This is a genomic window from Rhodococcus jostii RHA1, from assembly GCF_000014565.1.
Lineage (GTDB): Bacteria > Actinomycetota > Actinomycetes > Mycobacteriales > Mycobacteriaceae > Rhodococcus_F > Rhodococcus_F jostii_A.
In genome coordinates this window covers 92,940-106,440 of sequence record NC_008269.1, presented here as the reverse complement: position 1 = coordinate 106,440, position 13,501 = coordinate 92,940, and the positions used below count along the sequence as shown (strand labels likewise).

Here is a 13,501-nt window from a genome sequence, read left to right as displayed (position 1 = left end):
CGGGCATGGGACACATCCAAGGTGAGTGCGAGTGTCTCACTTCATTTTGTTCGTCACTTCGCTCACTGCACTCTTGAGCCACCACCGGAGCTCCCGCCTTCCGACCAATCGCGCGCCATCTCCGAACCGGCTTGATGCCTGCGAAATGAACGGAACCGAATTGCCCTCGACCACAGGCTCTCGTGTCCAACGGTGCGGCGACCCGTAGATCGCATTGAGGGCGTCGCGGTCATTTCCCAGCTCTACCAGCTCATCTTCGGAGATTTCATGGTGATGGAGCGGATCGGGAGCACCATCATTTCCTACTCGACGATTGAGCTCCTCGTAGAGCCTGACCAGCTCGCCAGCAGCCTCTCCCACCTCGGAATGTCCGCGCAGACGTTCGATAAGGAAGGGCAGTACAGGGATGAGGGCCCTTCCTTCTGCGCGGTCGATCCAGTCATCTTCCCAACCGAGGGTTCCGTCGGGGCTTGTCTTTGGCTCCCCGAAGAGCTGACGTGCTCCATCGACCGTATATCCCTGGTCGTACAGATCTTGGGCAGCGATCCACGACTGCTCGGGTATTTCACTCCTGTTCACTCTTGTTACGAGCTTCTCAGCCGGACAGTTGCGCGGTGCTTGGCGCAAAGCCAGTGAATCCGCTAGGTGACGGTTTCTCCAAGGACCCCCGCACGCGCTCGGGCGTGTCGCTCAGCCGGACAGTAGTCGCGCCAGCTGGAAATCCGGTCCTCAATGGTCCGATCCGCCGCTGGGTCAACGGATCCAGGTCAGAGGTTCCAGAGTCGGAGTAGTGCGGCACGCAGGCTGGCGGAGATGATCCGGTGATCTGTTGTCAGCCGGGGATTGGGGTGCCCGAGGTCGGCGAGCTGCTGTGCGGCGTCCGCAACTGAGAGCGGCTGCAGGTCCGCTCGGACGAGCAGGAGATGGCCGAAGGCTCTGTGGGTGTGCGGGATCGCGATGGCGTCTGAGTCCACGACCGCGGGCGGGTAGATCCAGTCGTTGTCGTCGGTGAAGATGAGGACGTCGCCACGCTCGAGGCGGGCACGTCGGTCGTCGAGGCGGAACCATTCGAGCTGATATGTCGCTGCCGGCCCGCCGGTGGAGGCTGAGGATCGGCCCGCCTGGGTGGCCCATGTTTGTTGCTCGGTTGCGCTGGGTTCGTATTCGACGATGTGCCGCAGGAACATTCGGGTAACCCGTGCAGGCAGGAAGTCGCGGTTGGTGCGCATCCGGCCACCGATCCCGGGGATCGGCACCGACCGCCCGATCTGCCATTCGACTGGAAGTGGCATACGTTCGTTCTCTCGGAAATTGCCTGCGAGCTGGTCATTCAGCCCGGTTTGGGGAGTCCACTGTTTTCGAGGTGGGATTCCATTCGTGTCGGTACCACCTTGACGAGCAAGGTGGCCTTAACCTATGTGGCATGAGTCACACATTTCGTGTGGTGCAGGGCAGGACGGTCGAGGTCGCCCACGCGTCGACCGATCCGCTGACCTTTCAACTCGAATGCGTCGAGGCGTTCGTGACCTCGCGGGTGGTCCGAGGCTTCAGTGCGGTGACCATCGAGAACGAGACAGGTGACCTCGAGCGGATGCTGGCGGCGCTGGGCAAACCGGTGTGGGAGGCCACCGCCGACGATGTCGATCGAGTGGTCGGAGCGATGGCCGCGGACGGCTTGCTGGCGTCGACTCGACGCAGATATGTGCAGGCGCTGAGCAGTTTTCACCGGTTCCTGATCACCCGCCGCGCCGGGGAGATCGAGGCGTTGTTCGGGGTACGGTTGACGAACCCGATCGACGAGTTCAATGCGAGCCGTCATGTCGGTGACGATTCACCGAGGCTGCTACCACCTCCGAGCGTGAGTCGGGTGGCCGTCTTCTTCGACTTCCTCAAGGAACGGATCGGCTCGGCTCGCAAGTACGCGCCAGCGGCCCGGGATTATGCGCTGTTCCGGACCTTGTATCACGCCGGGTTGCGCTCCGATGAGGCGTCCAAACTCGAGATCGCGGACGTCTACTTCGGGCAGGGCCCGTTCGGGAAGTTGCATGTGCGGTTCGGCAAGGGTGCCCGCACCTCCGGGCCCCGGCCGCGGTGGGTTCCGATGCTCGACCACCTCGATCTGGTGGTGCGGTGGTATCTCGAGGATGTACGACCGAAGTTGCCGGAATCGGCGGTGTTGTTCTGCGATCAGAGTGGTGGTGCGATGGCCCGAGGCACGATCCGCAACCGTCTGCGGTATCTGCAGGATCTCGAGCACTGCTCGCCGGCGGACCGGTTCAGCCCGCACGCGCTGCGCCGGGCATGCGCCACCCACAACTACGAACGAGGAGTCGATCTCGTTGCGATACAACAGATGTTAGGGCACTGGACGGTGGGATCGACGATGCGGTACGTCCGTCCGTCGGAGACGTTCATCGAGGACGCCTACCGCAGCGCGGTGTCCGACACCGTCGCGTTCCTGCAGGGAGATGATGATGCACATTAGATGGAAACTGCGGATGGCCGCGGCCCAACGGGAAGTATGGACCGGCACCCAGCTGCGCCGTCTGCTCGCCGAACGCGGCGGACTCGAGCTGTCGTCGGCGTCGGTGTCGGCGTTGTTCACCAAGGAACCCTCGCAGATCAAGCTCAGCACGCTGCTGGCGTTGTGCACTGCGCTCGACTGCACCCCGAACGACCTGTTCGACCTCGACACCACGCCCGATCGGGTCCCCGCCCAGCCCTCGGCGCCGACAGCGTCGGAGCCCGCGGCGCGGCGAGTCGGCGGCCGGTCGATGCCGCCGGTGTGACGAAGAAGGTCGGGGACTGCACCCGCTGCGGTCGGCCGCGGGGCCGACTCGGGCGCGATTTGTGCTACCGGTGCTGGCGCAACGCGGTCGCCGCTGCGGCGAAGTCGCCGTGTCCCCGCTGCGGGATCGAGCGGGTCTTGAGTCCGGACACCGGGCGATGCCGGTGGTGCTCGCGCACCTGCCACGACTGCGGTGCCGCCGTGCGCGGCAAGGGCGAGAGCCGGTGCAAGCGGTGCCGCCGCCGTCACGACCTCGCCGCCGCCCGCCGACACTGTCCGCGTTGCGGCCGCGACGGCTACTTACGCGAACACACCGGTTGGTGCGGACCGTGCTCACAACCCGGGCCGGCGCCGAAGCCGGCCGCCGCATGCACCGAATGCGGGCGCGTGATCCGCGGCGGCGGGGCGAGGCTGTGCAACCGCTGCCAGAAACGCCGCCCGCAACGCCCCTACACCCGCGCCGAACACCTCCTCGCCGAACTCGATGATCCACCGAATTGGCTGTGGGACTTCACCATCCATGTGTCAAGTCGGTACTCTCCGGAGCAGGCGACACGTCTGGTGAGTCAGCTCGGGGCACTGCTGCGCACCGAGCCACGGGCAATGCCGCAGACCTTACTCGACCGGGCCCGCATCCCCGGCCGCTCGATCGGGTCGCTCGCGAAGATGCTCGAGGACTTCTTCACCGCCCGAGGCCTCGCCCTGCCCACCGACCAGTCGCAGCGGCTCGCGGCCGACCGCCGGGCGCGACGCGTGCAGGCCGTGCCCGAACCGTTGCGGCCCGCCGTCGCCGCGTTCGAACGCGCAATGCTCGACGAACGAGACCGCGCCCGCCGCGCCGGGACCCGGCCCCGCGCCGACACCACCATCGACAAGCGATTGGCCCAGATCCGGGACCTGTCATGTCATCTCGTCGGACGCGGGATCGAGGACTGGGCGCAGGTCGACAAGGCCGTGATCGAGGACTACCTCGCCGAGGTCTCGCCGGCCGGCGGCCCCCTGGGCGGACTTCGCCACTTCTTCCGCTTCGCCCGCCGCAGCAAGCTCATCCTGATCGATCCCACCGCCGAGCTGCGCGTGCGCACGCCCCGCGGATTCCATGGACGGACCCTGCCGCGCTCGCGACAGCGCGAACTGTTCACGCGCTGGTCCACATCCACCGAGGTGGCGCCGAACGAGGCCCTCGTCGGCCTGATGGCGTTGATCCACGGTGCCTCACAGCACGAACTGCGTCACCTGCAGCTCGCCGACATCGATCCCCAGCACCACACGGTTCGGCTCGGCCGCCGCCCACATCCGATCCCGCTGGACCCGGCGACCTGGGCCGCACTGACCCGATGCCTCGAGCACCGCAGATCCGGCACCCACAATCCCCACGTCATCGTCACCAGCCGAACCCGATCCGGGCGGACACCGGCGTCCCGGCCCTACCTCAGCCACCTCCTCGACCCCGCCGACACCACGATCTCCACGCTGCGCGCCTCCCGACTGCTGGCCTTGGCCAACAGCCACGATCCCAATCTGATTGCCACCACCTACGGCATGAGCCCAGAGGGCGTCCTGGCCTACTTCGCCGACCGCGTCGATCCCACCCTGCTCGCGGACCTGTGAGATTTCAGGCGTCACCGTGCACACGTTCGCACGAACCTGTGCGCTTTGGTGGTGGCGTTGTCGAGGAACACCTGATCGACCTCGGTGATCTCCTCGATGCCGTCGATGAACGTGTGGACGGCGGCGACGACCTCCGGGTCGTCGGTGACGATGACGGCTTCATCGGCGATGGTCGAGCTGTGGGAGGCATTCGCGGAGCCGATGACCGCCCGCCGACTGGTGGCGATCACGTTGGCGTGCAGGTTCGGCGACGACAGGACCCTCACACCGGCCTCGACGTAGTACGCAAGCGCAATCGGCGAGGTCACATGCGCGCGCACCGCGGCTCGGGAGGCGTTCACGACGAGGAGGTCACCGGCCCGCAGCGGCAGCAGAGCGGGTGCGTCCTCGCCCAGGTAAGCGATCGCGGCGTGCCGGGGTCCGCGCGTGCGGATGGCGCGGGTGATGTGCGGCCAGGGACTCGGCCCGTGAAGTGTCGTCCCCATACGTCGAACGGTAGCGCGGGCGTGATGCGCTGTACCGCTATTGGCTCGGGCCCGGAGCGTACGGTGCAGCCCATGAGGCCAATTGCATCGCCGTACTCTGCGAAAAGCTGTGATGAACTGCGGATATGACACGTCCCCATCGTTTCTGGTCGACGCCGCCGCGTCCCGCCTTACAGCGGCGGCGGCGGTTCATCCCCGTGGACGAGCCTCCACCACAGGGTCGCGCGCCGACGAGGGATCGGGTCAACGATGATCACGTCGGCCCGATCTGCGGCGGCGAGCATGTAGGGCCGGCGGCGCTCGCGCCATTGCGCGGCGACATCCTCGAGACCGTCGATGCTCATCGGACTGTCGAGGGTCTCACACGCCAGTTTCAGCCACGGGACGAGATGGCGTTCGGCTTCCCGGCTGATTCCGTCGCCCGCTAGGACGTTCTCGACGAGAAGACTTGTCAGATCACGGCGGATCCGCCACCGCAGTTCAGCTTGGTCAACAATGCAAGACCGCTCGGTGGCCCGATCGTGGTCGGCGCCGGCCGAGTCGCCGGGGGCGGTGCGAAGCCGTCGGGTGGCACTGCGGGGTACTGCCCCGAATATCTCGGGCCGTTGGTGTTGATCGAGGGTGCGGGCATGGGTGCAGGCGTCGCCCAGTTCGGTGAGCGCGGGCACAGATGGCCGCCGGTGGGTGGCGAGTTGGGCGAGCATATCGGCGCCGAGGTCTTCGGCGCGCGCAAAGACTTCCAGCCCGTGCCGGTAGCGCAGGACCGCGGCGTTCTCCCAGTGGCGGGCGAGTCTGCGTTCGCGGCGGGGGAGCCCAGCGACAGCTGCGAAAAATCGTTCCTGGGCTTGGCGTGCTCTGTCCCGCAACTCGGTGTCCGCGGCATCGCGGCGGTCGGGGGTGATGCCGTGCAGCGGGATCAGCGCTTCCCGCAACTCCTGCGCAGCGTAAGCGAGGTTTTCGAGATCGACGGGGTGGGCGCGCGTGCGTCGCGTGGGTCCAAGCGCCATGCCCGGCAGCTTAACCTGACCGGTAGGGCCGCGATTGCGCTGCCGGCCGCGACCGAGCTTGCCGGCCGGGTGAGAACTAGCACCGGCTCGACCAGTGCTGGTGGTGTCGTATCCGACCCTGGATTGGTCTTTGACCAGCAGAAATGACACGTCCCCTGACCCGGGCTTCGGTGCGCTGGTAGTCTTGTTGCCGCGCTCCCACCCGGGAGTTTCCTGAGGTCTGTCGTGGTCGGCTTCAGAAGTTGCAATGAGCTTGTGGCACAAGTGTATCCACGTGCCGCAGCCCTCCCCGGGTGGATCAACCGTCTCGATTCCGCCCCAGGTTGTCGTCCGCGACTTTGCGGGCAGCGGCGACCAGCTCTTTGGCGGGGGATCGGATCGAGACGGATGGAGGAACTGCATGAGCAGGCAACAGCGACGTGACTTCAGGGTCGCACCCTTCGGCGGGCGTGCAAATCGGGCACCCGAAGAAGCAGCGCCGCTCGCAGACAGTGGCCCGGCTCGCTGGGGCTCGCAGGTGGACGTTCCCGCCGATGGTGCAGGACGTCGAACCGAGTCTGCGAGACCCTGATGACGTGAGTTCCACAAAAGTGCAGACTTGCCTCTGTGTGTTTGATGGCGGACAGTGCCACCGGCTCCGCCCAACTCCTCGATGGGGGCGAGGGTTGGAATCTCGTTTGGGCTTGTTCGGTCGATGGTGCTTCGGCGATGAAGTCGGTTCCTTGTGCGCTCAGGGCCGACTTCATCACCGAGGACGACCCATCGGGCCGCTGGATCAGTTGGTCGGTGCCGGACCGTCGTTCACGACCACGAACTTCTTGAACGGTTCGTGGATGGTCCACCGGCTCAGGGTGCCTTTGGTGAACGAGTAGAGGTCGCCCGCCTTGAGTTCGAGTGTCTCGCCCGAGTCGATCAGCTCGATCGTCGCCGAACCCTCGATGACGAAACCCGACTCGTCGCCGAGGGGAATGTCGTAGAGCGGCGAGGTTGCCGGCTGCACCTTCCAGAAGGCCGCAACCAGCAGATTCCCGTTGTAGGACTGCTCCCGCACAATGGCGATCTCGCCGAACTCGGATGTTCCGCCCGTCCCCCCGGCCTCCGGATAGGAGAAAGGTACGTACTCCACCTCGTCGCTGTTCGCGATGATGTGGCTGAATACGGTGTCTGCGCTGGTCATGGCTTCGTCCTTCCTGAATTTCGCGCCCGATAGCCGAACGCTGGGGAGTGAGCCTAAGGTCACGCCTGGTGCCGGGATCGACGAAAAACGCACGGACGATCGCCAAAAAACGTACATGGTGATCCAATGGTTAGATCCGCAGAAGGTGCGTAAGAGAGCGGACGATGTGAGGGATGCGCTATGGCGCTCGTGACCGTTTCCGGAGTCGGCGGTTGGACGAGAATGATCTCCGACACCTTCATCGAACTGGGTGTCAAAGAAGCCGACGACCGGTTCCGTGGTGCCTTGGACCAGCGAGAACTCGGTCGGGGTGTGAGTTTGACTCGAGTCGAGACCGACCCCTCTCACGTCCTGCGTACCCCACGGCTCACTCGCGATGGCTGCGATGACGTGCTCTTTTTGATGCATGTGTCCGGCGACGGCGCGGTGGTCAAGGATGGCCAGCAGACACCGATGCCCTCCGGCTACGGGTCCCTTCACGCGGCCAGCGACCCGTACGAGCTGAAGTTCGCTACAGCTTCGCGTGAGGTCGTGCTGCAAACGCCCCGCCGACTGCTCCCCAGCCGTGAGTTCGAGCAACTTCACCGAGGGCCGACGGGGATCGCGCCGCAGGATCCCGCGATGCGGGTGCTCTGGTCGTTCACGCAGGAATTGCTCACCGTCTCCAACGATCTACCGACGCCGCTGCGGGAGGAGATGGGGCAGACCGCGGTCGACCTACTGCTGAGCGTGTTGCATCACAGAAGTCTCGAAGAGTCAGCGAAAGCGGTTGGCCCCGAAGCGATCTATCAATCCATCAAGAGACTCATCCGCGAGAATGCATGCGATCCGCGCTTCACCATCGAAGTCGCCGCGGAGCAGCACCATATTTCGCTCCGATATACTCAAACCCTGTTCACCAGATCGGGAATGAGCCCGGCGACGTTCCTGCGGTCGGAGAGGATCGCGAACGCCCAGCGCCTCCTCGCTGATCCGCGGCAGAGCGATATACCCGTCGAGTCGGTCGCATATCGCTCGGGCTTCGTCGATGTCAACACCTTCATTCGAGCCTTCAAACGCGCCGTCGGCGTCACCCCGGGCGTCTGGCGAGCAAACGTCCACGAACTGCGCTGACCGGCGTGATAGACCGTTGGTGTGTCTCACCCGTGGGCGGCCCCACCTTGAACGTAGAGCGGGGCCACCCACGGGTGGGGGATCACCGCTGCTTGCGGTGAGAGGGTGGAAGGGTCAAACGGTTTCGAGTGTCTGTTCTCGGGGTGTGCCGGTGTTGGTCAGCCCTGCGCTGCCTGTGAACAGTCCGATTCCGCCGAGCAGGATGAGCGCGATGCCCGGGATGATGAACCACCATGTCAGTGTTGTGGTTGCCTGGTCGGCGGTCGGGATACTCGCGGCCAGTTGGAAGGTGTCGACGTTGTTTTCCATACCGGCAACCAGGGCCTCGAAACGCGGAAGGATCTCGTTCAGCTGCCCCATGCCGGTGGCGACGTCAGGATAGTTCTGCCCCATGAAGTCCTGGAACTGGGTGGAATCCATCTTCAAGGCACTCGCCAGGGCGGGGACGGTTTGGGTTTGCAACTGGTCGGCCATCTTCGCGATGACGGTCATGTCCGAGCGCACGGCCGCGACCCCGGCGTCGGTGAACACGGGCCCGAACGCGGCGGTGAGCTCGTCGACGGCCTTGGCCTTGGCCGGCACTGCCAGCACCAGCGGCGCTACCACGAAGACCAGGCCGACGACGACGCTGACCGCCAGCGCGGTGCGGGAGAGCCTGTTGCCGTCTCGTCCGCGGCCGAACAGCAGGGCGCCGCCTGCGAGCAGGACAAGCACTGCTCCAGGTACGAGGAACAGGAACGGTGCCACGGTGCTCGGGAGGGTACTGGTCGGAATCTGGTCAGCGGCACGGAAGTTCGGCGCCTAGGTTTCCAGTCCGGTCACCAGGTTCTGGAATTTCGGCAAGATGGTGTTGAGTTGGGCGGTGCCGCTCGCGACGTCGGGGAAATTTTGTCCCATGTAGTCCTGGAATTGTTGCGGGCTCATGGCCAGCGCATTCGGCAGATCGGGCAGCGTTTGCGCCTGGAGTTGGTCGGACATGGCCTGCACGGTGTTCATATCGGCGCGGGTCTGGGCCAACGCGTCGGGCTCGAAGCTTGCGCGCAGATCGCCGGTGAGGGTTTCCACGGCCTGGGTCTTGCCGAGCATTCCTGTTGTGATCGGGAAGAGGAACAGCAGTGCGCCGATCGCGGCGATGACACCCAAAACGATGGTTCTTCTTGATGGCATTTCTTTGTTCTCCTCGATTTCGGTTCACGTGCAGGCCGTTCCGCCGTCGTGGTCCCGGCTATCTGGGGTTGGGTCATGCGGGCGGATCTGTGGCGGGGGTTACACGCGGATTTATTCGTGATGGTGGTCACTATCGAATGTGGATCGAAAAATGCCTCATCGGCGAGGCGACGCGAACTGCGTCCCGCCGATGAGGCGGTGGTGAGGTGTTAAGGCCCCTAACCGTTCTGTCGGTGACGAGAGAGCTTCGTCGGGTCAATGAGGCGAGGTCTGGCTGGTCACCGTTCCGGGTGTTTCGCAGCGGCCCCCACCTCGGAGTGCGGGTCGACCTCGATCTCGGCGTTATACATGTCGAACAGCGCGTAGGTCGTTCTCGCGGCGAGAAGGTAGTTCGCGAGGGCGAGGAACGGGCCGCCGCATATTCTGAAAAGTGTTGTCATTACTTCCTTCAGGACAGTGGCATCCGTGGCCTTTGGGTTATTCACACGTAGCCGTTGTCGATACTGGTGTCTGCGACTGGGGAGGTCTGCGCTGCGCTCATGATCGTTCCCCACTGGCTATTGGTCGGATGTGCCGACGGTAGGCACCTCGCGGGGAGATTTGTGTTCTGTCGGTGCCAGCTAGTTGTCGGAGAGTGCCACCCTGAAATGGGGCCGATTCGGTGGTGCTCTGGTCGTGGCGCGCTGCGCGTCGTACTCTGCACCGCATGGCAGGCTCGGAGAATGGGGTTGTCGTCGAGACGGCGACGTCGCTGCGGTCGTGGACCGGGGTCATTCGGGACCGGTTCATCGCGCTGCAGATCGCCCAGCAGGACGCCTCGCCGTTGTCCGGGTCGGTGCGGTCACGGCAGATCGGTCACCTGCAGGCATCGGTGGTCACCTCGACCCCGCAGACCTTCACCCGGACCAAACGATTGGCCGCGGCCGCCGACCGCGATCTTCTGGCTGTTGGACTGGTCGACCGAGGGAGCGGATATCTTGCTCAGGACGGCCGCGACTGCGTCGTGTCCGGCGGTGCCTTCGCGGTCTACGACACCTCGCGGCCCTTCGCCTGGGCGATGTCGGGGGATTGGCGACTGCGGGTGTACACGTGGCCCCGTGAGAGCATCGCGGTCAGCGCGGCGGAGTTGCAGCAGCTGACAGCCACCCCGGTGCGTACGAGTGCCGGTGTCGGGTTCTTCCTGTCTCCGATGCTCGACCGCCTGACGCAGTCCGCCGCCGGCACGTCCGGGGAGGGGGCGGTCCGCCTGGCATGTGAGGTCGCCGAACTGACCGTCACCGCGGCGGGTGAGGCGAGCGGCCGCTGGCGGGCGGCGGAGCGCGGCGATGAGCGGCTGCGGGAGATCCAGGCCTTCATCGAGGCGCACCTCACGGCCCCGCGGCGGTACCGCCTGGAGAACGGCTGGACCCGCCCGGACTGACGGCGCTCGCTCATCCGGCAGGAATCACCGTCCGTTGGCCGCTGAGGATGCCCTCCCTCAGCTGTTCATACAGGCCGCGGTAGGCGGGCGCGGGTGAATCCGGCCCATCTGGGGTGTTACTGACAGATGACATACCGGTACCTCTAACTCCCTCGGAATTGGATCTGTTGGACCGCTCGGATCAGGTCAAATATAGGAACCACACACACCGTCAGTGTGAACGCGATCACAGAGCGACATCGGTGCGAGTGCTGGAGTCGACGCCCACTTCCCCGGGCGCCCCGAGAGCGCACTGTTTCGAGACGAGGAAGGTTTCACCCCATCATGGCTATCTACCTGAGCATGCAGCGCGTGCGGTTCTCCAGCCCGGACGCGTACGAGAAGTTCAAGGTGGTCTTCGCCGACACCCGGCACCACCTGATGAAGCTGCCCGGCTTCTTGCACCTGACCTGGTGGGAGCACCCGGACGACCGCATGTGGTTCAACGAATGCAGCTTCTGGGCGAGCAAGGAAGCACTCTACGACTGGCACACCGACACCTATCACAAGCATGCCAAGGCGTGGGCGGCGAACGGCGCCATCATGGAGGACATCATCACCAACTTCGAGTTGGTAGGAACCCGCCTGTTGCGAATCTGTCCGTGCTGCAACGAACTTCAGGACAAACCGTACGACCTCGGGCAGGAGCAGGCGGTGCTGCGTGAGCAGTGCCCGAACTGCGGATTCCACTTCCCGTACATGACCGAGCAGGAGTCGAGCTTCGGGGTCTTCAAGGACCTGGCCCCAGGTCCGGTCTCCACCAACGGCAAGGAACCGGCCGCCGCACAGGCGAACGCCTGATCCTCGCCGCTTCGATGTTTCACCCCACCGAGCCCACTGGGGCACCCACTGAAAGGGAAAATGAAATGACCACATCACTCGTCCGGAAGATCGAGTTCGGGAGCCGGAGCACCAACCCGGACCAGTGGACCCCGTTCGAGTGGGTCGAGCCCAAGCTCGGCCCCCAGGTCAAGGGCGAGGTCGTCATCATCCGGACCGGCAGCACCTCCGGCGCCCAGCAGGCCGGCCTGTGGCGCACCGGCGTCGGCATCGCCGGTTGCGAAGCGGACGGATCCTGTCACGTCGACTACTCCGCCCCCGACGCCGACGAGACCGTGGTGATCCTCGAGGGCGAGGCCCTCGTGACGGTCAACGCCACCGGCAAGCAGTACAAGCTCGAGCCCGGAACGATCATGAGCCACCCGAAAGGACTCGAGATCACCTGGGAAATCAAGGCCCCGTTCCTGAAGAAGTTCTGGGTGCTGTGGGACAGCCCCCAGGAGGCCACCAAGGGCGACGACCTCTACGTCGGCAACATCAGCGACAACCCCGAGTCATGGGAGCCCTACGAGTGGGTCGAACCCGGGCACGGCTCGCAGGTCTGCGGTGAACTCTTCGCGCTGCGGTCCACCGGTTCGACCGGCACCCTGATGTGCGGCCTGTGGCGTACCGGCGTCGGGATCGCCGGCTGCGAACCCGACGGCTCCTCGACCGTCCCGTACACGGCACCGATCGGCGACGAGACCATGCTGCTGCTCGAAGGGCAGGCGCACCTGGTCAACGAGGAAACCGGTGAGGAGTATGACTTCAAGGCCGGCGACATCATTGCGTTGCCGTCGGGGCTGAACGTCACCTGGACCTCGAAGGCCCCGTTCGTGAAGAAGTTCTGGGTCATCACCAACGAGAACCTGCCAGCGTGAACACAGCTCGCCCATAGTAGTGCCCGGACAGCCACCGGCACCCTGATCTCACGCTGATCGCGGAGAACAGCGTGAGACAGGGGTGTCGCTGCCCGTTCGGCGGATGCACGCCGCGACGGGTAGGTGCCGCGGATTCTGCGTTCGCAGCATCTACCCGTTGACGTAAGGAGAGTCGATGAGTGAGCCAGGAACTGCCAGACCTCTACTCCCGGAACGCTGGTCCCGGACCACCGTTACACTACCGGCGAACCGGAACCGTCCGGACGACGATCAGGCGATGCTCGCTCTGGCCATCGAATGGATTCCCCGCGGTGGACCCAAAGAGGAAGATATCCGGGCGCGATTCGGGTTCGGCCCCATGCCATTCTGGCATCGAATCTGCTACCTGCTCACCCGTCCGAACTGGCTGCAACTACTCAATACCGCCACCATCACCGAACTCCAAGCCCAGGCCATGACCCAGTTCAATCCCCCGAGACGAGTGACGTGACTCGGACTCCTCTGGAATCTGAGGTCGAACCGAGTTCACACTATGCGGAAGAGCCGTGGGTTGAGGGGAGAGGGCTTTGACCGTCGCGATGGCAGTGGCTACCGCTGTCACATTCGTCTGGCTGGGGATGGTGCTGGCCATTTCCTTTCTCGAGGCGCCGTTGAAGTTCCGGGCCCCCGACGTCACATTACGGATTGGGCTGGGGATCGGCCGCCTCGTGTTCCGGGCACTGAACATCGTCGAGTCGATGCTGGCGGTGGTGTTGGTCATCGCGGTCGTTCTCGGTGAACCGCCCACCCGGATTGTGGTCGCGGCGGTCGGTGTTGTCGCAATCCTGAGTGTGCAACTCGCGGCGGTACGGCCTCGGCTTACGCGGCGCTCCGACCGCGTCCTTTCCGGCGAGGAAACGCCACGGTCGCACGCGCACTATGCCTACATCGCGCTCGAGGTCGCAAAGGTCGGCGCGCTCGTGGTGACGGGAGTGTTACTGCTGACCGGATGACG

Annotated in this window: 16 protein-coding genes and 2 pseudogenes; 9 read left to right on the top strand and 9 right to left on the bottom strand. The window is 64.8% G+C overall.

Translation table 11 applies throughout. From position 1 onward, the window contains the following. Positions 1 to 36: 36 nt before the first annotated feature. Both RHA1_RS50780 and RHA1_RS36115 read right to left on the bottom strand, forming a co-directional pair. Complete coding sequence (locus RHA1_RS50780) at positions 37 to 579, bottom strand: hypothetical protein (protein WP_011599052.1); 543 nt, start codon at positions 577 to 579, stop codon at positions 37 to 39. Between the two features lie 188 nt (positions 580 to 767). After that, a pseudogene (locus RHA1_RS36115) lies at positions 768 to 1,277 on the bottom strand (phosphatidylserine/phosphatidylglycerophosphate/cardiolipin synthase family protein); the annotation flags it as partial. A 146-nt stretch (positions 1,278 to 1,423) separates the two neighbouring features. On the opposite strand from RHA1_RS36115, the gene RHA1_RS36110 reads away from it, so the two are divergent. Then, positions 1,424 to 2,485, top strand: a complete 1,062-nt coding sequence (locus RHA1_RS36110; protein WP_050787555.1) for a tyrosine-type recombinase/integrase — start codon at positions 1,424 to 1,426, stop codon at positions 2,483 to 2,485. After that, complete coding sequence (locus tag RHA1_RS36105) at positions 2,475 to 2,789, top strand: helix-turn-helix domain-containing protein (protein WP_011599050.1); 315 nt, start codon at positions 2,475 to 2,477, stop codon at positions 2,787 to 2,789. Before RHA1_RS36110 ends, RHA1_RS36105 begins: the two co-directional genes overlap by 11 nt. A gap of 64 nt (positions 2,790 to 2,853) precedes the next feature. On the opposite strand, the gene RHA1_RS51230 is transcribed toward RHA1_RS36105, so the two are convergent. Further along, positions 2,854 to 3,000: a hypothetical protein gene (locus RHA1_RS51230; protein WP_193384959.1), complete on the bottom strand. Its 147-nt coding sequence runs from the start codon at positions 2,998 to 3,000 to the stop codon at positions 2,854 to 2,856. A 175-nt stretch (positions 3,001 to 3,175) separates the two neighbouring features. On the opposite strand from RHA1_RS51230, the gene RHA1_RS36100 reads away from it, so the two are divergent. Beyond that, complete coding sequence (locus tag RHA1_RS36100; protein ID WP_237727043.1) at positions 3,176 to 4,399, top strand: site-specific integrase; 1,224 nt, start codon at positions 3,176 to 3,178, stop codon at positions 4,397 to 4,399. 47 nt (positions 4,400 to 4,446) lie between these two features. On the opposite strand, the pseudogene RHA1_RS36095 reads toward RHA1_RS36100, so the two are convergent. The 3 genes and pseudogenes from RHA1_RS36095 to RHA1_RS36080 all read right to left on the bottom strand — a co-directional run. Further along, positions 4,447 to 4,884: pseudogene (locus RHA1_RS36095) on the bottom strand (phospholipase D-like domain-containing protein); the annotation flags it as partial. Positions 4,885 to 5,054: 170 nt separating this feature from the next. Continuing rightward, positions 5,055 to 5,891, bottom strand: a complete 837-nt coding sequence (locus RHA1_RS52380) for a hypothetical protein (RefSeq protein WP_237727042.1) — start codon at positions 5,889 to 5,891, stop codon at positions 5,055 to 5,057. A gap of 775 nt (positions 5,892 to 6,666) precedes the next feature. Continuing rightward, complete coding sequence (locus RHA1_RS36080; protein WP_011599045.1) at positions 6,667 to 7,068, bottom strand: cupin domain-containing protein; 402 nt, start codon at positions 7,066 to 7,068, stop codon at positions 6,667 to 6,669. 180 nt (positions 7,069 to 7,248) lie between these two features. Here RHA1_RS36080 and RHA1_RS36075 point away from each other — a divergent pair, with 180 nt between their 5' ends. After that, entirely contained in the window at positions 7,249 to 8,181 is a 933-nt protein-coding gene (locus RHA1_RS36075; protein WP_011599044.1) for a helix-turn-helix transcriptional regulator, read from the top strand. 114 nt (positions 8,182 to 8,295) lie between these two features. Here RHA1_RS36075 and RHA1_RS52375 read toward each other — a convergent pair whose 3' ends face one another. From RHA1_RS52375 to RHA1_RS50775, 3 genes are all read right to left on the bottom strand, one after another. After that, on the bottom strand, positions 8,296 to 8,928 hold the full coding sequence (locus RHA1_RS52375) for a hypothetical protein (protein ID WP_011599043.1): 633 nt from the start codon (positions 8,926 to 8,928) through the stop codon (positions 8,296 to 8,298). Positions 8,929 to 8,982: 54 nt separating this feature from the next. Further along, positions 8,983 to 9,348 (bottom strand): hypothetical protein, encoded by a 366-nt coding sequence (locus tag RHA1_RS52370; protein ID WP_011599042.1) that lies wholly within the window; start codon positions 9,346 to 9,348, stop codon positions 8,983 to 8,985. Between the two features lie 278 nt (positions 9,349 to 9,626). Next, positions 9,627 to 9,788, bottom strand: a complete 162-nt coding sequence (locus tag RHA1_RS50775; RefSeq protein WP_167540980.1) for a hypothetical protein — start codon at positions 9,786 to 9,788, stop codon at positions 9,627 to 9,629. Positions 9,789 to 10,054: 266 nt separating this feature from the next. On the opposite strand from RHA1_RS50775, the gene RHA1_RS36060 reads away from it, so the two are divergent. From RHA1_RS36060 to RHA1_RS36040, 5 genes are all read left to right on the top strand, one after another. Beyond that, positions 10,055 to 10,768: an AraC-like ligand-binding domain-containing protein gene (locus RHA1_RS36060; protein WP_148228464.1), complete on the top strand. Its 714-nt coding sequence runs from the start codon at positions 10,055 to 10,057 to the stop codon at positions 10,766 to 10,768. A 324-nt stretch (positions 10,769 to 11,092) separates the two neighbouring features. Then, positions 11,093 to 11,608 carry an antibiotic biosynthesis monooxygenase family protein gene (locus RHA1_RS36055; RefSeq protein WP_041813126.1) on the top strand — a complete coding sequence of 172 codons (516 nt, stop codon included), beginning with the start codon at positions 11,093 to 11,095 and terminating at the stop codon, positions 11,606 to 11,608. Positions 11,609 to 11,673: 65 nt separating this feature from the next. After that, positions 11,674 to 12,507: a cupin domain-containing protein gene (locus tag RHA1_RS36050; RefSeq protein WP_011599038.1), complete on the top strand. Its 834-nt coding sequence runs from the start codon at positions 11,674 to 11,676 to the stop codon at positions 12,505 to 12,507. 175 nt (positions 12,508 to 12,682) lie between these two features. Beyond that, on the top strand, positions 12,683 to 12,997 hold the full coding sequence (locus RHA1_RS36045; protein ID WP_011599037.1) for a DUF3263 domain-containing protein: 315 nt from the start codon (positions 12,683 to 12,685) through the stop codon (positions 12,995 to 12,997). A gap of 76 nt (positions 12,998 to 13,073) precedes the next feature. After that, complete coding sequence (locus RHA1_RS36040; protein WP_011599036.1) at positions 13,074 to 13,499, top strand: hypothetical protein; 426 nt, start codon at positions 13,074 to 13,076, stop codon at positions 13,497 to 13,499. Positions 13,500 to 13,501: the final 2 nt, after the last annotated feature.

Bases quoted from the DNA above. Each gene is read 5' to 3' on its own strand.
- RHA1_RS36110 (WP_050787555.1), top strand. From the start codon at position 1,424: ATGAGTCACACATTTCGTGTGGTGCAGGGCAGGACGGTCGAGGTCGCC.
- RHA1_RS36105 (WP_011599050.1), top strand. From the start codon at position 2,475: ATGCACATTAGATGGAAACTGCGGATGGCCGCGGCCCAACGGGAAGTA.
- RHA1_RS52380 (WP_237727042.1), bottom strand. From the start codon at position 5,891: ATGGCGCTTGGACCCACGCGACGCACGCGCGCCCACCCCGTCGATCTC.
- RHA1_RS36080 (WP_011599045.1), bottom strand. From the start codon at position 7,068: ATGACCAGCGCAGACACCGTATTCAGCCACATCATCGCGAACAGCGAC.
- RHA1_RS36075 (WP_011599044.1), top strand. From the start codon at position 7,249: ATGGCGCTCGTGACCGTTTCCGGAGTCGGCGGTTGGACGAGAATGATC.
- RHA1_RS52370 (WP_011599042.1), bottom strand. From the start codon at position 9,348: ATGCCATCAAGAAGAACCATCGTTTTGGGTGTCATCGCCGCGATCGGC.
- RHA1_RS50775 (WP_167540980.1), bottom strand. From the start codon at position 9,788: ATGACAACACTTTTCAGAATATGCGGCGGCCCGTTCCTCGCCCTCGCG.
- RHA1_RS36060 (WP_148228464.1), top strand. From the start codon at position 10,055: ATGGCAGGCTCGGAGAATGGGGTTGTCGTCGAGACGGCGACGTCGCTG.
- RHA1_RS36055 (WP_041813126.1), top strand. From the start codon at position 11,093: ATGGCTATCTACCTGAGCATGCAGCGCGTGCGGTTCTCCAGCCCGGAC.
- RHA1_RS36050 (WP_011599038.1), top strand. From the start codon at position 11,674: ATGACCACATCACTCGTCCGGAAGATCGAGTTCGGGAGCCGGAGCACC.
- RHA1_RS36045 (WP_011599037.1), top strand. From the start codon at position 12,683: ATGAGTGAGCCAGGAACTGCCAGACCTCTACTCCCGGAACGCTGGTCC.